The 18,715-nt window shown below is 58.2% G+C and carries 15 protein-coding genes; 5 read left to right on the top strand and 10 right to left on the bottom strand.

The features are described from left to right. The first annotated feature begins 3 nt into the window (after positions 1-3). A complete protein-coding gene (bioH, locus tag ACCW71_RS09030) occupies positions 4-783 on the top strand; it encodes a pimeloyl-ACP methyl ester esterase BioH (RefSeq protein WP_436370853.1) in 780 nt (259 codons plus the stop codon). 167 nt (positions 784-950) lie between these two features. After that, the gene (locus ACCW71_RS09025; RefSeq protein ID WP_436370852.1) at positions 951-1,220 is read left to right on the top strand and encodes a YdgH/BhsA/McbA-like domain containing protein; all 270 of its coding nucleotides are present in this window, start codon (positions 951-953) and stop codon (positions 1,218-1,220) included. On the opposite strand, the gene ACCW71_RS09020 is transcribed toward ACCW71_RS09025, so the two are convergent. From ACCW71_RS09020 to yjbE, 4 genes are all read right to left on the bottom strand, one after another. Further along, a complete protein-coding gene (locus ACCW71_RS09020) occupies positions 1,221-2,906 on the bottom strand; it encodes an alpha-amylase family glycosyl hydrolase (protein ID WP_436370851.1) in 1,686 nt (561 codons plus the stop codon). 128 nt (positions 2,907-3,034) lie between these two features. Beyond that, positions 3,035-5,362, bottom strand: coding sequence for a Tex family protein (locus ACCW71_RS09015; protein ID WP_436370850.1), 2,328 nt, complete (start codon positions 5,360-5,362; stop codon positions 3,035-3,037). A gap of 103 nt (positions 5,363-5,465) precedes the next feature. Further along, the gene (greB, locus tag ACCW71_RS09010) at positions 5,466-5,939 is read right to left on the bottom strand and encodes a transcription elongation factor GreB (RefSeq protein ID WP_436370849.1); all 474 of its coding nucleotides are present in this window, start codon (positions 5,937-5,939) and stop codon (positions 5,466-5,468) included. Positions 5,940-6,109: 170 nt separating this feature from the next. Then, positions 6,110-6,355, bottom strand: coding sequence for an exopolysaccharide production protein YjbE (gene yjbE / locus ACCW71_RS09005; RefSeq protein ID WP_436370848.1), 246 nt, complete (start codon positions 6,353-6,355; stop codon positions 6,110-6,112). Between the two features lie 535 nt (positions 6,356-6,890). Here yjbE and ompR point away from each other — a divergent pair. Together ompR and envZ are read left to right on the top strand one after the other, a co-directional pair. Beyond that, positions 6,891-7,610, top strand: coding sequence for an osmolarity response regulator transcription factor OmpR (gene ompR / locus ACCW71_RS09000; protein WP_003853014.1), 720 nt, complete (start codon positions 6,891-6,893; stop codon positions 7,608-7,610). After that, a complete protein-coding gene (gene envZ, locus ACCW71_RS08995) occupies positions 7,607-8,974 on the top strand; it encodes a two-component system sensor histidine kinase EnvZ (RefSeq protein WP_436370847.1) in 1,368 nt (455 codons plus the stop codon). Before ompR ends, envZ begins: the two co-directional genes overlap by 4 nt. A gap of 40 nt (positions 8,975-9,014) precedes the next feature. Here envZ and pckA read toward each other — a convergent pair whose 3' ends face one another. The 5 genes from pckA to ACCW71_RS08970 all read right to left on the bottom strand — a co-directional run bounded on the left by pckA (position 9,015) and on the right by ACCW71_RS08970 (position 15,138). Beyond that, a complete protein-coding gene (gene pckA / locus ACCW71_RS08990; protein ID WP_436370846.1) occupies positions 9,015-10,634 on the bottom strand; it encodes a phosphoenolpyruvate carboxykinase (ATP) in 1,620 nt (539 codons plus the stop codon). Between the two features lie 347 nt (positions 10,635-10,981). Further along, a complete protein-coding gene (gene hslO, locus ACCW71_RS08985) occupies positions 10,982-11,848 on the bottom strand; it encodes an Hsp33 family molecular chaperone HslO (RefSeq protein WP_436370845.1) in 867 nt (288 codons plus the stop codon). Positions 11,849-11,881: 33 nt separating this feature from the next. Further along, entirely contained in the window at positions 11,882-12,283 is a 402-nt protein-coding gene (hslR, locus tag ACCW71_RS08980; protein WP_436370844.1) for a ribosome-associated heat shock protein Hsp15, read from the bottom strand. A gap of 13 nt (positions 12,284-12,296) precedes the next feature. Continuing rightward, positions 12,297-12,947, bottom strand: a complete 651-nt coding sequence (yrfG, locus tag ACCW71_RS08975) for a GMP/IMP nucleotidase (protein WP_436370843.1) — start codon at positions 12,945-12,947, stop codon at positions 12,297-12,299. A gap of 55 nt (positions 12,948-13,002) precedes the next feature. Then, positions 13,003-15,138: an intracellular growth attenuator family protein gene (locus ACCW71_RS08970; protein WP_436370842.1), complete on the bottom strand. Its 2,136-nt coding sequence runs from the start codon at positions 15,136-15,138 to the stop codon at positions 13,003-13,005. Positions 15,139-15,542: 404 nt separating this feature from the next. Here ACCW71_RS08970 and nudE point away from each other — a divergent pair, with 404 nt between their 5' ends. Next, positions 15,543-16,109, top strand: coding sequence for an ADP compounds hydrolase NudE (nudE, locus tag ACCW71_RS08965; protein WP_436370841.1), 567 nt, complete (start codon positions 15,543-15,545; stop codon positions 16,107-16,109). Between the two features lie 47 nt (positions 16,110-16,156). Here nudE and mrcA read toward each other — a convergent pair whose 3' ends face one another. After that, on the bottom strand, positions 16,157-18,709 hold the full coding sequence (gene mrcA, locus ACCW71_RS08960) for a peptidoglycan glycosyltransferase/peptidoglycan DD-transpeptidase MrcA (RefSeq protein WP_436370840.1): 2,553 nt from the start codon (positions 18,707-18,709) through the stop codon (positions 16,157-16,159). Positions 18,710-18,715 lie beyond the last annotated feature (6 nt).

Here is an 18,715-nt window from a genome sequence, read left to right as displayed (position 1 = left end):
CTGATGACCTCGCTTTACTGGCACACCTGCGGAGAAGGAAAACGGGATCTTGTGCTGCTGCACGGCTGGGGGCTGAATGCCGAAGTGTGGCAAAGCATTGTTCCGCGACTCAGCGCGCATTATCGGCTGCATCTGGTCGATCTGCCCGGCTACGGGCGCAGCCACGATTTCGGTGCGCTGACGCTGGATGAGATGGCGGAGCGGCTGCTGCCGGCGCTGCCGCCCCAGGCGATCGTGGTCGGCTGGTCGCTGGGCGGGCTGGTGGCGACGCAGCTGGCCCTGCGCGCGCCGGAAAAAGTGGCGGCGCTGATCACCGTGGCCTCATCTCCCTGTTTCACCGCCACGGAAAACTGGCCGGGGATTAAACCGGAGACGCTGCAAAACTTTCAGCAGCTGCTCAGCAGCGATTTTCAGCGCACGGTAGAGCGCTTTCTCGCCTTGCAGACGCTGGGCACCGAAACCGCCCGTGCCGATGCGCGGCAGCTGAAGCAGGTGGTGCTGTCGCAGCCGATGCCGGAGGTGGCGGTGCTGGAGGGCGGACTGGCGATCCTGCATGAGGTGGATTTGCGCGACGCGCTACCGGCGATTACGCTGCCGTTCCTGCGACTCTATGGCGCACTGGATGGGCTGGTGCCGCGCCGGATTGCGGCTGAACTGGATGAGATGTTGCCAGATTCCCCTTCATGGGTGATAGATAAGGCAGCACATGCGCCTTTTATTTCGCATCCTGAGCTGTTTTGTCAGCACCTTGTTAATTTTATCAGCGATTTACCAGGAGAATGACGCATTCTGTTGGCAAAATCGCCGACAGCAGCAATACTTCTTTCTGTGAGCAAGGCCGCTGCAATTTTATGTGATTAGTCACGGAAATGACTATGCCGTTCCATACTGCCTTACGCGTTTAGCGGCTGCTTACATCTCACAATGGATCATGAATGAGGGTAAACATAATGAAGGTTTTAAAATGGGTTGTGGCTTCAATGATGATGGGCGCGATTTCATTTTCTGCGATGGCAGCGAAAGAAGTCACTAAAGAAGAAGTGAAATCAATGAACCTGCAAAAAATCGGCACCGTTAACACCACGGCGGAAACCACCTCGCCAATGGATGCTAAAAAAGTGCTGTCGCAGCTCGCTGATGAGAAAGGCGGTAAATACTACCTGGTGATCGCCGGTCGTGAACACGGTAAATTCAGCGCCACGGCTGACGTCTATAAATAATTAGCGTAGCCACATAAACTGCCAGGCATCCAGCTTCACCGGCTGGGTGCCATCAATTTTTTCTCCGCTCACCACATCCTGCATCTTCTGCGTCACCGGCAACCGCGTCTCCACCGTTCGCCCACTGAGATTAAACAGGCACAGCAGCCCCTCGTCGCTTTCGGCCTGATACCGTCTGAGCAGCAGCACGGCGTTTTCGCTCTCATAGAGCGTCATCGGATTGTCGGGGTGAAACGCGGGCTGGCGACGCCGCAGCTGAATCAGCTGGCCGAGCCGGGTGTAGATCTGCTGGCGCAGCCAGTCACCGCCCGCCAGCGCCGCCTCAATCTGCGGCAAATCATACTTCTGACGGTTAATCGCCCGATTATGTCCGGCGGCCCGCACGCCATCATAATGGTTACGACCGCCCAGAATGCTCTGGATATAGATGGCGGGCACGCCAGGAAAGGCCAGCAGAATCGCATGAGCCAGTAAAAAGCGCTTCAGGCGCGTGGTGTCATCGTCCGCTTCCTGGTTTAACGCATCCAGATAGGTGACGTTGATTTCATAGGGGCTGGTGGTGCCGTCAGGGTTGTTTTTATAGGAGACCAGCGCCCCCTCCAGCGCCAGATCGCGCACCAGCGCCACGATTTCCACCTCCGACAATATGCCGCGCGCCGGATTCAGCCCGATGCCGTCGTGTGAAGCCAGGAAGTTGAAAAAGGTGGTGTCGTTGCTGCTGAGATCCAGTGTGCTGGCCCACTGGCGCAGCGCCCGCGCCGAGCCGGTGTGAATGGCATGCAGCACCAGCGGCGGCAGTGAGAACTGATAGACCATCTGCGCCTCATCGTGGCCATTGCCCAGATAGCGGATGTTATCCTGATGCGGCACGTTGGTTTCGGTGATGATCACGGTGCCAGGGGCAACCACATTGGCGATGGCGCGGAACAGCTTCACCAGCTGATGGGTTTTTTCCAGATGAATACAGCGGGTGCCAGGGGTTTTCCACATATAGCCGACCGCGTCGAGCCGCACATAGTCGGCACCGCGTTTCAGGTAGTCGAGCAGCACATTGACCATACGCAGCAGCACCTCAGGATTGGCGAAGTTCAGGTCAATCTGGTCGGCGCTGAAGGTGGTCCAGATAAAACGGGTATCGCCATCCGCCATCTTAAACGGCGTCAGCAGCGGCGAGGTGCGCGGGCGTGTCACCGCGCTGAGGTCGGTGGCGGGCGGCATACTGATAAAGAAATCGTCCCAGCCGGGGTCCTGCGCCAGAAAATGGCGGAACCAGGCGCTGTGCGCCGACATATGGTTGCAGACGAAGTCGAACATCAGCCGGGTTTCCTGATGCAGATGCGCAATATCCTGCCAGTCGCCGCACAGCGGATCGACCTGATGGTAATCGATCACCGAGAAGCCATCGTCCGACGACCAGGGAAAAAACGGCAGCAGGTGCACCAGCGGAAAAGTGGATTGCAGGTGCTGCTGATAGAAACGGGAAAAGGTGCGCAGCGTGGGCTGCTCCGGTTCGCGAAACTGATCGGCGTAGCTGATCAGCACCACATCCTGCTCATCCCAGTGCGGCTTGCGCGGCAGCTTGATCGCCGCGCGGGCCTCGTCAATATCCGCCAGCAGGCGGGCAAAGGTGGCCTGAGGAAAGCTACCAGCATAAATCTTATCGATTAGATCGGTGATCGTTTCCATCGTGAGTTGGGTGCCACAGCAGGTGTTGTTTTTATGACAGGCGTCTTTTTAGCGTAGCGTTATGACAGGGATTTTCAACCAGGGAGGGCGGCGTGAAAAGGGGGCCTGGCGCTGGCCCCCTGAAAAACTTAGCGTTTTTTACCGAACGCCGCGGCCAGCGCATCACCCATCGCGCTGTTGCCCGCCGCGGCACTGACCGGACGCGGACGCCCTTTGTTCGCGGCCTGGCGTTTCTCTTCGCGCGGCGCACCGTTTTTCGCGCCACCGCGGGCATTGCCTTCACCCGGCTGCTCATCAAGACGCATGGTCAGGGCAATACGCTTGCGTTGCAGATCGACCTCCATCACCTTCACCTTGACGATGTCGCCCGCTTTCACCACCTGATGGGGATCGTCCACGAAGCGGTCAGAGAGGGAAGAGATATGCACCAGACCATCCTGATGCACGCCAATATCGACAAAGGCGCCGAAGTTAGTGACGTTGGTGACGGCACCTTCAAGGATCATGCCCGGCGTCAGATCGTTCAGCGTCTCAACCCCTTCGGCGAACCGGGCGGTTTTAAACTCAGGACGCGGATCGCGGCCCGGTTTCTCCAGCTCTTTGATGATGTCGGTGACGGTCGGCAGACCAAAACGCTCATCAATGAAGTCGCGGGCGCTGAGGTGACGCAGGCTGCCCGCGTTGCCCATCAGATCGCTTAGCGCCTGTTCGGTCGCGGCCAGAATGCGCTCCACCACCGGATAGGCTTCCGGGTGCACCGTGGAGGCATCCAGCGGGTTGTCGCCGTGGTTGATGCGCAGGAAGCCGGCGCACTGCTCAAAGGCTTTTGGTCCAAGACGGCTCACCTTCAGCAGCTGCTGACGGTTCTGGAAGCGGCCATGCTCATCGCGCCAGCCGACAATGTTCTGCGCCATCATGCGCGTCAGGCCCGCCACGCGGGTCAGCAGCGGCACTGAGGCGGTGTTGAGGTCCACGCCGACGGCGTTGACGCAATCTTCCACCACCGCGTCGAGTTTCTTCGCCAGCTGACTCTGGCTGACATCATGCTGATACTGACCGACGCCGATCGATTTCGGGTCGATTTTCACCAGCTCAGCCAGCGGGTCCTGCAAGCGGCGGGCAATCGACACCGCGCCGCGCAGTGAGACATCGAGATCCGGGAACTCCTGGGCCGCCAGCTCCGAGGCGGAGTAGACCGAGGCACCCGCTTCGCTGACAATCACTTTCTGCGCGGTGACCTGCGGGAACTGCTGTTGCAGATCGAGGAAGAAGCGCTCGGTTTCGCGTGAAGCGGTGCCGTTACCAATCGCCACCAGCTCAACCTGATGCCTGACGCAGAGCGCCGCGACCGTCGCCGCCGCTTTCGCCGTCTGGCCGGTGTGCGGGTAGACGGTATCGGTCGCCACAACTTTACCGGTGGCGTCGACCACCGCCACTTTAACGCCGGTGCGCAGGCCGGGGTCCAGCCCCATCGTCGCGCGCATCCCGGCCGGAGCCGCCATCAGCAGATCGTGCAGGTTACGGGCAAAGACATTAATCGCTTCATCTTCCGCGCGTTCGCGCACCGTGCCCATCAGCTCGGTTTCCAGATGCAGCATCACCTTGATGCGCCAGGTCCAGCTCACCACCGCCTTGCGCCAGCTGTCCGCCGGGGCGTTATTCAGGCGCAGGTTCAGGTGCTCGGCAATCAGCGTTTCACCGTAGCTTTCCCGCGGCGCTTCATCAAACTGTGGGTCGGCGTTCAGCGACAGTTGCAGCACGCCTTCGTTGCGGCCACGCAGCATCGCCAGCGCGCGGTGCGACGGCACGCTGCTCAGCGCTTCGTGGTGATCAAAGTAGTCGCGGAACTTCGCGCCCGCTTCCTCTTTGCCTTCCACCACCCGTGACACCAGATGGGCGTTTTTCCACAGATAGTGACGCACTTTCGCCAGCAGCGCCGCATCTTCGGCGAAACGCTCCATCAGAATGTAGCGGGCGCCATCCAGCGCGGCGCGCACGTCGGCCACGCCTTTATCGGCGTCGACATACTGCTCAGCCAGCTGTTCAGGGAGGTGCGACGGGTCCTGCCACAGCGTCTCCGCCAGCGGTTCCAGACCCGCTTCGATAGCGATCTGACCACGGGTGCGGCGTTTCTGTTTATAGGGCAGGTAGAGGTCTTCAAGCTCGGTTTTGCTGAGGGTGGTGTTGATGGCGCGGGCGAGGTCGTCAGTGAGTTTTCCCTGCTCGTCAATCGACTTCAGAATCGACTGACGGCGCTCTTCAAGTTCACGCAGATAGCTGAGGCGGGTTTCCAGCTGGCGCAGTTGGGTATCATCCAGCCCGCCGGTTACCTCTTTACGATAGCGTGCGATAAACGGCACGGTATTCCCTTCATCCAGCAGGCGAACGGCGGCGTCAACCTGCTCGGTACGTGCCTGTAGCTCACTGGCAATAATCTGGCTCAGAACGTTCATCATCAGGACTGTCTTGCTTTCCGGGTTGAGAAATAGCCGACAGTTATACGGATTGATGGTTGAAATTGCCAGAGATGCGGGCGGCTTTCAGCGATATTCTGAATCGCTATTGCGCATAGTCAATGGCGTTGACATACCACAGCGCCGGACCTGCTGGCGTCTCAACAGTGGCGGCATCGCCCACCTCTTTTTTCAGCAGCGCGCGCGCCATCGGCGAGTCGATTGAGATGTAATCTTTACGGCCAAAAATCTCATCATAGCCGACGATGCGAAAGCGTTTGAGGTCGCCCGCATCGTTTTCAATTTCCACCCAGGCACCAAAGAAGACTTTGCCATCCTGCTGGGGTGAGTAATCCACGATACGCAGCTGTTCAAGGCTTTTGGTCAGATAGCGGACGCGGCGGTCAATTTCACGCAGCCGCTTTTTGTTGTACTGGTAGTCGGCGTTTTCGCTGCGGTCGCCGAGACTGGCGGCCCAGGTGACCTTTTTTGTCACTTCCGGTCGCTCTTCGCGCCAGAGAAAGTCGAGTTCCGCTTTCAGCTTATCGAAGCCTTCGCGGGTAATCAGTCGGGTTTTCATGCTATACCGGCCAGAGAGATGCAAAGGGCAACAGTGTAAGGCAAAGGGGGCGCGGCAAAAAAGAGTCGGGGAAAGGGTTTTTAAAGGCTAAAAACCCACGTTGACTTTCCCCGGCGGCGAAAGGGTTGCTGCTGAATAGTCGTCTGAAGCCAGTAAAGATGCGTTGAAACTTATTTTCCGGCGTGGGTCGCCGTGGTGGTCGAGGTGCTGCTGTGTCCGTCACCGCCGCCGCCACCCATAGTGGCCAGAGCAATGCCCAGAACCGCGGCAACAGCGCCGACGCCGATGGCGTTGGAGTTGCCTTGTGCTGTGGTGGTCGCCGCCGCACCGGCTGCTTCGCCAGTGGCAGTGGCAGCATAACCTGGGCTAACGCTGCCTAAGGCCAGCGCGCTCAGCAGTAAAATCGTTTTTTTCATGGTGTAATCCCCGTTGAGACGTCGAATGGTGCCTGAGCAGTCTGGTTGAAAACGAGGCAGGGGAAAAGTTGGCTTTACTGATTGATTTATAGGGCTTTAATTTCGTCTGGCCTCACTGGTGGCGGCTCTCAAACTAATCCGAGAGAGGCGTGGGGCGTTAAGCGGTTTCGCTGGAATATTGTGCTGCGTTTCAGCGGATGAGGTAGATTATCTGGAGCTTATCCACGGTGATGGCTGATCATTAAGTCAAATTGTCTGTTAACTTGCTGAATTTACTCATCGAATAAAAACTGGCACATCTGTAACGCCAGCGATAGAAAGAAAACGGGCCTTTTTTTCAGATTTGCCGTAACCGTCGCGTATCCTGTTAAAAAGCGTGATAACCGGCCTGAAATCGGCTCAGGTTAAATATAAGCTGCTGTTTAATATGCTTTGTAACAATTTTGGCTAGAATATAAACCATTAATGACTGTCACTATAAGGCATCTTTTTTTAACAATGTTGGCTCAGGCAATAGCGCCTTTGGGAGTTGAAAATGCAAGAGAACTACAAAATTCTGGTCGTCGATGATGATATGCGTCTGCGTGCACTGCTGGAACGCTATCTCACCGAGCAGGGCTTTCAGGTGCGCAGTGTCGCTAACGCCGAGCAGATGGATCGTCTGTTAACCCGTGAATCTTTTCATCTGATGGTGCTCGACCTGATGTTGCCGGGCGAAGATGGACTCTCTATCTGCCGCCGTCTGCGCAGCCAGAGCAATCCGATGCCGATTATCATGGTCACGGCCAAGGGCGAAGAGGTGGATCGCATCGTCGGGCTGGAGATTGGCGCGGACGACTATATCCCTAAACCCTTTAACCCGCGTGAACTGCTGGCGCGTATCCGCGCGGTGCTGCGCCGTCAGGCCAACGAACTGCCCGGCGCGCCTTCGCAGGAAGAGGCGATTATCGCCTTTGGTAAGTTCAAACTGAACCTCGGCACCCGCGAGATGTTCCGTGAAGATGAGCCGATGCCGCTCACCAGCGGTGAGTTCGCGGTGCTGAAAGCGCTGGTCAGCCATCCGCGCGAGCCGCTGTCGCGTGACAAGCTGATGAACCTGGCGCGTGGCCGTGAATACAGCGCGATGGAACGTTCGATTGACGTCCAGATCTCCCGCCTGCGTCGTATGGTGGAAGAGGACCCGGCGCATCCGCGCTATATCCAGACCGTCTGGGGTCTGGGCTACGTCTTTGTGCCGGACGGCAGTAAAGCATGAAGCGACTGCGCTTCTCGCCACGCAGTTCATTTGCCCGCACCCTGCTGCTGATCGTTACCCTGCTGTTCGTCAGCCTGGTAACGACCTATCTGGTGGTGCTGAACTTCGCCATTCTTCCCAGCCTGCAACAGTTCAATAAGGTGCTCGCTTACGAAGTCCGTATGCTGATGACCGACCGGTTGCAGCTGGAAGATGGCACGCAGCTGGAAGTGCCACCGGCGTTTCGCCGGGAAATCTACCGCGAACTGGGGATCTCGCTCTACACCAATGCGGCAGCGGAGGAGAGCGGATTGCGCTGGGCGCAGCACTATGAATTTCTGAGCGAGCAGATGGGCCAGCAGCTCGGCGGGCCGACCGATGTACGGGTAGAGGTGAACAAAAACTCGCCGGTGGTCTGGCTGAAAACCTGGCTGTCACCCGACATCTGGGTGCGGGTACCGCTGACGGAGATTCATCAGGGCGACTTCTCGCCGCTGTTCCGCTACACCCTGGCGATTATGCTGCTGGCGATTGGCGGGGCCTGGCTGTTTATCCGCATTCAGAACCGGCCGCTGGTCGATCTGGAGCATGCCGCCTTACAGGTCGGGCGCGGTATTATTCCGCCGCCGCTGCGCGAGTATGGCGCGTCAGAAGTGCGTTCCGTGACCCGCGCCTTCAACCAGATGGCGGCCGGGGTGAAGCAGCTGGCGGATGACCGCACGCTGTTAATGGCGGGTGTCAGCCATGATTTGCGCACACCGCTGACCCGGATTCGTCTCGCCACCGAGATGATGAGCGAGCAGGATGGCTATCTGGCCGAATCGATCAATAAAGACATCGAAGAGTGCAACGCCATCATCGAACAGTTCATCGACTATCTGCGCACCGGTCAGGAGATGCAGACCGAGCGTGCCGATCTCAACAGCGTGCTGGGTGAGGTGGTGGCCGCCGAAAGTGGCTATGAGCGTGAGATTGAAAATGCGGTAATGCCGGAAGAGCTGATGCTGGATATTAATCCGCTGTCGATCAAACGGGCGCTGGCGAACCTGGTGGTTAACGCCGCCCGCTACGGCAATGGCTGGATTAAAGTGAGCAGCGGTCGGGAGCTGCATCGCGCCTGGTTCCAGGTGGAGGATGACGGTCCGGGCATCAAGCCGGATCAGCTGGCACATCTGTTCCAGCCGTTTGTGCGGGGTGACAGCGCGCGCAGTACCAGCGGCACCGGTCTGGGGCTGGCGATTGTGCAGCGCATTATCGATGCGCATCAGGGATCGCTGGAGATTGGCGAGAGCGAACGCGGTGGTTTACGCATTCGCGCCTGGCTGCCGCTGGTGGAAACCCTGGCGCTGAGCCATAACAACAGCAGTAACAGCGTTTCAGGCTGATAAAAACCGGCGCGGCGACACGCTTGCCGCGCCGGATCGGTTAGCGCTGCGGACCCGCTTTCACCAGCGCCGCACCGGCGGCGTTGTCGGTGTATTTAGCGAAGTTATCGATAAAGCGCTGCGCCAGATCGTCGGCGGCGGCGCTCCACTTCTCTTCACTCTCCCAGCTGCGACGCGGATCGAGCATTTCGGCGTTGAGTTCACCCAGCGAGACCGGCATTTGCAGATTAAAAATCGGCAGGGTTTCGGTTGGCGCATCATCCAGCTCACCGGCGAGGATCGCATTGATGATGGCGCGGGTGTTCTTCAGCGAAATACGTTTGCCGCTGCCGTTCCAGCCGGTGTTCACCAGATAGGCCTGCGCACCGGACGCCTCCATCCGTTTCACCAGCACTTCCGCGTATTGCGTCGGATGCAGCATCAGGAACGCCGCGCCGAAACAGGCGGAGAAGGTCGGGGTCGGCGCGGTGACGCCACGCTCGGTGCCGGCCAGTTTAGCGGTGAAACCAGAGAGGAAATGGTACTGCGTCTGCTCCGGCGTCAGGCGTGAAACCGGTGGCAGCACGCCAAACGCATCGGCGGTCAGGAAAATCACCTTCTTCGCGTGGCCCGCTTTGGAAACCGGCTGCACGATATTGTCGATGTGATTGATCGGATAGGAGACGCGGGTGTTTTCGGTTTTGCTGCCGTCGTCGTAATCGACGCTGCCATCCTCGCGCACCACCACATTCTCCAGCAGCGCATTGCGGCGGATAGCGCGGTAGATCTCCGGCTCAGCCTGCTCCGAGAGGTTGATGGTTTTGGCGTAGCAGCCGCCTTCGAAGTTAAATACGCCGTCATCGTCCCAGCCGTGCTCATCATCGCCGATCAGCTGGCGCTCAGGGTCGGTGGAGAGGGTGGTTTTGCCGGTGCCGGAGAGGCCAAAGAAGACCGCCACATCGCCCGCTTTACCCACGTTGGCGGAACAGTGCATCGAGGCGATGCCTTTCAGCGGCAGCAGGTAGTTCATGATGGCGAACAGCCCTTTCTTCATTTCGCCGCCGTACCAGGTGCCGCCAATCAGCTGCATCCGTTCGGTCAGGTTAAAGGCGACGAAATTTTCCGAGTGCAGACCCTGCGCCTGCCAGTCGGGATTAGTGCATTTGGCCCCGTTCATCACCACAAAGTCAGGGGTGAAGGTGGCCAGTTCCGCCTCGGTTGGCTGAATGAACATGTTCTTCACGAAGTGCGCCTGCCAGGCGACTTCGGTGACGAAGCGCACGCTCAGACGGGAATCGGCGTTGGCACCACAGAAGGCATCGACCACAAACAGACGCTTGCCGGAGAGCTGACGGGTGACGCAGCTTTTCAGCGCGCTCCAGGTCTCCTGCGACAGCGGCTGATTATCGTTTTTGCCGGTGCCCTGGTCGTTCCACCACAGGGTATCGCGCGTGGTGTCGTCACGCACAATGTACTTATCCTTTGGCGATCGCCCGGTAAAGATGCCGGTGTCCACTGCAATCGCGCCGCTCTGCGTCAGGGTGCCACGAGCAAAACCTTCGAGGTCCGGGCGCGTCTCTTCCTGAAATAGCGTGTCGTAATCAGGGTTGTAAACCACTTCCGTGGTATCCACGATGCCCAAAGCGGCAAGGTCTTGCGAGGTCAGGCCGTTAACGCGCATTTTACTGCTCCTTAAATCGGTGTCTGTTCTGCAAAGCAGAGAGAAGTTGGGATCGCGTCGCCCGGTGTCGCGCCGGCTGGGGTGAAGCGCTGCGTCAGCCTGGCTGACTTAACCGGCTGTTCAGGGCATCTGCCTTCAGCTTTCGGGCGGGTGCACGATCGCGCGCAGTTTACTCTTCTGCGTATGGGGAAAAAGGGTAGTGATCTAAAAATGCGACTCAGGGCGCGTTAAGGCCATGTTTCGAACGTTTAAAAGATGTTATGAAAGTAAAAAAAGATAATTTGTCAGAAAAATTATGGGGATAGGCAGACGGCGGGAAAAAAGGGCGGCCAGCGCCGCCCAATAAATCAGTGCAGACGATCGCTGTTCTCCAGCGAGTGGTTGCGAATGCCCGCAATATCCACCGCGTCAAACACGTAGTTTGAGCCGCAGTAGTCACAGTGCATGTCGATTTTGCCATCTTCCGCAATAATCTCATCCACCTCTTCCTGCGGCAGGGTTTTCAGCACTTCGCCACAGCGTTCGCGCGAGCAGGTGCATTTGTAGATCACCGGCTGCGGATCGTAGAGGGTCGCCTCTTCCTGGTGGTAGAGACGCCACAGCACCTCGTTGGCAGGCAGCTCGATAAGTTCATCGGTTTTAATGGTTTCGGTCAGGGTCGCCAGATGGTCGAACGCCTCCTGCTCGGTCTCCTGCGCAGGCATCACCTGCAACAGAATACCGGCCGCGCCTTTCTCGCTGGTGCGGATAAACAGCCGCGTGGGCAGCTGCTCTGAGCGCATGAAGTAATCCTCCAGACACTCCGCCAGCGTTTCGCCTTCCAGACCGACGACGCCCTGATAGCGCTCACCTTTATCGGGTGAAATGGTGATCACCAGATAGCCGTTGCCGACCATGCTTTTCAGCGTGCTGTCATCCGGGATGTCGCCTTTGATCCGCGCCACACCGCGCAGCTCCTGGTTGTTATTGCCGTTGATTACCGCCAGCGAGAGCGGACCGTCACCCTGCAACTGGACGGTAATTTCACCATCAAACTTCAGCGTCGCGGTCAGCAGGCTGGTGGCCGCCAGCATCTCACCCAGCAGCGTTTTCACCGCTGCCGGATAGTCGTGGTTCTTCACGGTTTCGCGCCAGGTATTAGAGACGTTCACCAGCTCGCCGCGCACGGCGACATTTTCAAACAGATAACGGTGCAGTTGATCCTGGACTGACATATTTTTTTCTCTCTTTGGGACGGGGCGGCGAGGTTACTCATCGCCCGATAATTTAAACTTCATCAAATCACGACGCTCTTTTTTGTCAGGTCGCCGATCGGGATGCGGCATAGTCAGCGCATTCATTTTGCGCGCCTGCGCCATTTTTTCGCGTTTTTCGATACTGGCGGCGGTCTCCTGATAGAGCTGCTGCGCTTCACTGGCGGGACGGCGCTGGGTGCTGACATCCGCCACCACCACGGTGCGCTCATCGTTGCCCTGACGCAGCGTCAGCTCCGCATTCAGCTCCACCACCTTGCCCGGTTTTGTGCGCTGACCGTTGTAGTGCACTTTGCCGCCTTCAATCATCTCCCGCGCGATCGCCCGGGTTTTGTAAAAGCGCGCCGCCCACAGCCACTTATCGAGGCGTACCGCTTCGCTCTCTTTCTCTTTCATTGCTGCTCCTGACTCAGATCAGCGACCGGTAATCGCCGGTGGCGGGGTGTCGCTGAAAGGTTTGCTCAGGCCGGCCCGAATCGGGATTCTTTACGCCTAAGCACCAGCCGATGCCCCATAACGTCGCGGCATCCAGAATCACTTCGCTATCATCGATAAACAGCGTGCGCGGCGCAGAAAAGCCGGTGTGCTGTTGTACCGCCTGCCATAAACGTTGGTCTTCTTTCGGATACCCAAAGGTATGGGTGGAAAGTAATAAATCAAGGTGTGGCGCTAAACCTGTCTGCGCCAGTTTGACGTCCAGATTGTAAGGATGCGCGTTGGTCAGCAGGATGGTGCGCTTGCCCGCGCGGCGCAGCGCCTGCAAAAAGGGCAGGGTATCGTCACGCAGCGCGACCCGGCTGCGCTGTGCCCAGGTCATGGCGCGTATATCCAGCGCCAGCGCCTCTGCCCAGTAGTCCAGACAATACCAGTTTAGCGTATGGGCGACGGCCTGATACTTTTCCGCGATGATCTGTTCCGCTTCAGCCCGGCTGATGCCGCGCTGCTGGCTGAGCTGTTCAGGCACATGCTCCAGCCAGAAGTGACGATCAAACGCCAGATCCAGCAGCGTGCCGTCCATATCGAGCAGCACGGTATCAATTTCAGACCAGTCGGGCAGCATGGTGGGTTCACCCTGTAAAAAAACCGGGCGACAGGGTAGCACAGAAGGGCGGGGCTCAGAATAACGAGCGTGCGCCCTGCAAGGTGCCGAGGTTGTGATTAAAGCACTTGTCGTAATAGTGTTGAATATCGGCCATGCGCTGACGGTTGCGATGTATGCGGCGCAGCGCCAGCAAACCGTTGATTAAACCGCAGGTCAGCAGCACCAGCAGCAGCAGCACCGTGCCGAGATAGCGCCACTGCGCCATCGCGTCCGGTTCATTATGCAGCGCGATATGGCGCGTGCCGTTGGCGTCGGTTGAGAGGCTGGTAATAATGCCGCTGGCGCTGAAAGGGGTATGCAGCAGCATGGCGGAGATTCGTTGCAGCTCGTGCCACTGGGAAGGTGGATCGAGATCAAACAGCGACACGCTCGGCTGAGGCTGATTCACCAGCTGGCGTCCTTCGTCGCTGACGATCAGGAAACCACCGGGCGGCGGGCTATTAAGGTTTTCAGCGGCGCGGCGGGTTTCGCGGTAGAAGAAGGTGGAGGTGGCGGTATTCACCAGATTCTCCAGCGCTTCCGCACTGACCGGACGCAGCAGCACATTCATGCCGTTCAGCTGACCGGAATCGGCCCGGCGCATCAGCGCTTCCCAGTCTTTGGCGTTACCCAGATTGACCAGCGCGTTCTTCAGCCGCATACAGTCCTGCGGCTGATTGCAGAGATCCTGGGTTTTCAGCACCAGATCGGAGAAATCATCCAGCAGGATCATGCCCGATTTCTGAATCGCTGAGGCGAGCTGCGGATTGAGTTTGGGATCGGTGTTGGTTTCCGGATGCAGCTGTCGGGTGGTGGTATCCAGCAGGGCCGAGGCTTTATCGATAATATCTGACTGCGGCTGCGGCAGGGGCGTGGCGTTATTCCAGTAGACCGCCGAGCAGTCGAACGGCATAAAGGCATAGCTGCGGTTGCTCTGATAGTTGTCCGGCACGGAACACATGCCGGTGCCGCTGACTTTCAGGTTGTCACCAATATTCAGCGCCACCTTGTTGAGCTGATCGACGCTGCTGACTTCCAGACTGTCGGTGCCTTTCGCCCAGGCCAGGCTGAGTTTGATCGGCATCCCGAGCGGGATCCAGCTGACCAGCAGGGTCAGCACCATCAGGGAGCCCACCGCCAGCACCACATTTTTGCGCCAGCGCTGGATAGGGAAGTTCTTCACCTCATCCTGTAGCGACAAGAAGCGACCCTGACGCACCACGTGGCGATTCAGGTAGATCTCCACATCGGTCACCTGACCGAGATCGTGCGCCACATAAGGCTGCCAGTGCGGCGGGTAGGCGAGGTCGATAATCCCCAGCGTGATATTGCTCTGCTCCTGATTCGACTCGCTGAACAGGCCCCAGCGCTTTGGCGCGCCGCGCAGACAGTGAATATCGCGCAGGCCTTGCTCACCCGGCACGCGATAGAGCAGCCACAGGCTGACGGCGATCATTACCGCCCCGGTCAGCACCAGCCAGATCATCAGGGTGGCGGGCACCAGCAGGCTGAAGAAGAACAGTAAAAAGGCGAGCGAGATCATCACCGCTTCCCGCGTGCCGTCGGGGCGCGACAGCCGATACTCTTCCGGCGTCTCTTTGCGCACCTGCAACAGCTCGACATTTTCCGTTTCCGCCTTACGGATAGAGGCGTTGGTCGACACCGGGCGCATCAGCGTGGGCAGGGCCTGCTGATCCACGGCGTAATCGACCAGCGAGTGGCCATTCAGTGAGATAACCAGCGGAACAGATTGGGTACGGATCAGCTCGACATAGTTTTCGTCGGTGATGTACTGCTCCCACAGCGGCGGCAGATGAACTTCAACTTCATCCAGGTAGTAGCGCCATTTGTGGGGATCGTCGGTGGAGAGGCCATAGCGGGTGATGGCGCGGGTAACCGGATAGACATTGTTGCTCTGCGCCGTCAGCGTCAAACGCTCAGCGCTGCTGCGTTTGCCGGTCGTCACCACGGCACGGGGCTGCTTTTCCAGCGAGGCGACGTATTTATCAACCGCCTCGCGCTCCCGATCGGAAAGTTTACGGCAGGGCGGACTGATAAATGGCAGGGGTTTCGCCAACGGCGGGCGATGCCGCATAGCGTACCAGAACCCCACGCCTGCCACGATTGAACAGGTCAGCACCAGGGCCAGGATCGTCAAGATTGTGCTCATGCTCTGCTCAATTCAGCCAAAATGCTGCCTTCACTGTAAACTTATGTTCCCCGATACGCCCACTATAAAAGACGAATTGTGGGAAATTAAATAACCCTGACGAGTCTGGCACCAGATGAAATAGTGCCGGGATTCATCTGATTAGCATTTATTACACTCTGCCTTGTCCAAATGGTAACCGCCTCAGAGTGGATTAAATATCGGTATTATCTGAAAACAAAAGCAGCATATTGACTAATGCAAATTCAGTCTTACCAAATTTAGTCCTGCTGCCAGCCCGATGCGGCGATGTCATCGGGCGGAAGCGCGCAGCAATAATGCCCTGGCCTGACTGTCGCACAATTGCCTGCGGTTAGGTATGCTAATTCGTTCCTGAGAGCGGCGCTGTAAAGTTTGAGGCTGATATGAAAAACCCGTTAACCAAACCTGACATCCTCAATGTCACCGCCGTGGCGCGTTCACGGTTATTTACCATTGAATCGGTCGATCTGGCCTTCAGCAATGGTGCGCGGCGCGTCTATGAGCGCATGAAGCCCTCAGAACGGGAAGCCGTGATGATTGTGCCGATTATTGATGACCATCTGATCCTGATTCAGGAGTACGCCGTCGGGCTGGAAAGCTACGAGCTGGGTTTCCCCAAAGGTCTGATCGACGCCGGAGAGTCTGTTAACGAGGCGGCCGATCGCGAACTGAAAGAAGAGGTCGGCTTTGGGGCGGGTCAGCTGACGACGCTGGGCAAGCTCACGATGGCGCCCTCCTATTTCTCCAGCAAGATGAACATCGTGGTGGCGGAAGGTCTCTACGCTGAAAAGCTGGAAGGGGATGAGCCGGAACCGCTGATTGTTCACCGCTGGCCGCTGAGCGATATGCTGTCGCTGTTGCAGGAGCCGGACTTCCGCGAGGCGCGTAACGTCAGTGCGCTGTTTATGGCGCGCGAATGGCTGGTGAAACAGGGACGTCTGCGTTACTGAATAAAAAAGGCCGACTTGCGTCGGCCTGTTTTTTCTCTGCGGTTCTGTCAGAACAGCTCGTGGCTCTCACCATTATCCATAATGGTGGTGCCCACATCGTGGACCGAATATTCGGTGGGCTGCGTGCCGTCGATAAAGTATTCCTGACGGGTGTTGCCGCCGCCATTGGCCAGCTTACCGGTGCTGCGATCGATCGTCACCGTCACCACCCCTTCCGGCGGCGTTAACGGCTGCACCGGCACCCCGTCCAGGGCGCTCTTCATAAACTCATCCCACGCCGGTTGGGCACTCTTCGCCCCCCCTTCATAGCCTGAGATTTGATCGGGAATCGCACCCGACAGCGTGCTGCGGCCTAAATTGCGGCGCGCGTCATCAAAGCCGATCCAGACGGAGGTCACGACGCCAGGACCATAACCGGAGAACCAGGCATCTTTCGAGCTGTTGGTGGTACCGGTTTTACCGCCGATGTCATTACGCTTAAGGTCACGTCCGGCACGCCAGCCGGTCCCCATCCAGCCTGGCTCGCCAAAGATGTTGCTGTTCAGCGCGCTCTTGATCAGGAAGGTCAGCGGGGTGTTGATGACGTGCGGAGCGTACTGCTGATCGCTGCCCGGCTGTGGCTGTGCCGGCACCTGCTCCAGTTCAGGCTGCGGCACCGCCTGATTCTGGCCGCTGTCAGAGGCGGCGACGTTCTCGACGCTCTCTTCGTTCAGCGCCAGCGCTTTTTTGGTCTCGCCATAGATCACCGGCAGATTGCACTGCGGACAGGCGATCTTCGGTTTCTCTTCAAACACCGTGCCGCCCTGTTCGTTCTCAATGCGGGAGATGAAGTAAGGATCGACCAGGAAGCCGCCATTGGCCATCACGGAGTAGCCGCGCACCACCTGTAACGGGGTGAACGAGGCCGCACCCAGCGCCAGCGACTCGGTATGCACAATGTTCTGCGCCGGGAAGCCAAAGCGTTGCAGATACTCAGCGGCGTAATCCACGCCCATCGCCCGCATCGCCCGCACCATCACCACGTTTTTCGACTGCCCTAATCCCTGACGCAGACGAATCGGACCATCGTAGGTGGGCGGTGAGTTTTTCGGCCGCCAGTCGGCACCTGCACCCGCATCCCAGCGTGAAATCGGCACATCGTTGAGGATAGAGGCGAGGGTCAGCCCGCGGTCCATCGCGGCGGTGTAGAGGAACGGCTTGATGTTAGAGCCGACCTGGCGCAGCGCCTGGGTCGCACGGTTAAACATGCTCTGGTTGAAGGCGAAACCGCCCACCAGCGCACGCACCGCGCCATCCTGTGGATCGAGTGACACCAGCGCCGAGTTGACATCCGGCACCTGGCCCAGCCACCACGCATCGCCCACTTTACGCACCCAGATCTGCTGGCCGGGCTGCAACACCTGCGACACGCTTTTCGGCGTCGGGCCCTGCACCGTGTCAGACTTATAAGGACGCGCCCAGCGCACACCGGTCAGAGTCAGCGACACATTGCTGCCATCTTTCATCATCGCGGTCGCTTCATCACTGCTCGCTTCGGTGACCACCGCAGGAAACAGCGGGCCATAGACCGGCAGCGCCTTCAGCGCCTTCTCAATTTTTGTCTGATCCCAGGCGGGTTCACCCACTTTCCACAGCACGCTGGTCGGACCGCGATAGCCGTGGCGCATATCATAGGCGATGACGTTATTGCGTACCGAAGTCTGCGCCGCTTCCTGTAAACGACGGGTCACGGTGGTGTAGACCTTGTAACCGTCGGTGTAGGCATTGTCGCCGTAGCGTTTCACCATCTCCTGGCGCACCATCTCGCTGAGATAGGGAGCCGAGAAGGCGATTTCCGGGCCATGATACTTCGCCACCAGCGGCGTGTTGCGCGCCTCATCATACTGCTGTTGGGTGATGTAGTTCTGGTCCAGCATCCGCGCCAGTACCACGTTGCGACGTGCCAGCGCCCGGCTCGGGGAGTAGAGCGGGTTAAAGGTGGATGGCGCTTTCGGCAGGCCAGCAATCATCGCCATTTCACTCAGCGACAGCTGATCCACCGGCTTACCAAAATAGACCTGTGAGGCGGCACCCACGCCATACGCGCGGTAGCCGAGGTAGATCTTGTTCAGGTAAAGCTCAAGGATATCATCTTTATTCAGCAGCTGCTCAATGCGGATCGCCAGGAACGCTTCCTTTATTTTACGCATCAGGGTGCGTTCCGGGCTCAGGAAGAAGTTACGGGCCAACTGCTGGGTGATGGTACTGGCACCCTGTGACGCATGACCTGACATCAGCGCGATGCTGGCGGCACGGAAAATGCCGACCGGATCGACGCCGTGGTGCTCATAAAAACGGCTATCTTCGGTTGCAATAAACGCTTTCACCATCACCGGCGGCACCTGTTGCAGCGTCAGCGGGATACGGCGCATCTCACCATACTGGGCAATCAAATCGCCGTCTGCGCTATAGACCTGCATCGGCGTCTGTAGCCGGACATCTTTCAGCGTATTCACATCGGGTAGCTGCGGCTCTATATATTTGTATAAACCATAAATCGAGCCAGCTCCCAACAGGATGCAACACACTGCAAGGATCAATAAATACTTTACGAACTTCACCTGGAA

The sequence above is a fragment of the Pantoea sp. C2G6 genome, from assembly GCF_051336815.1.
Classification (GTDB): Bacteria; Pseudomonadota; Gammaproteobacteria; order Enterobacterales; family Enterobacteriaceae; genus Pantoea.
Note: the sequence above shows the minus strand (reverse complement) of the source record. Positions and strands in the feature narration are given on the sequence as shown.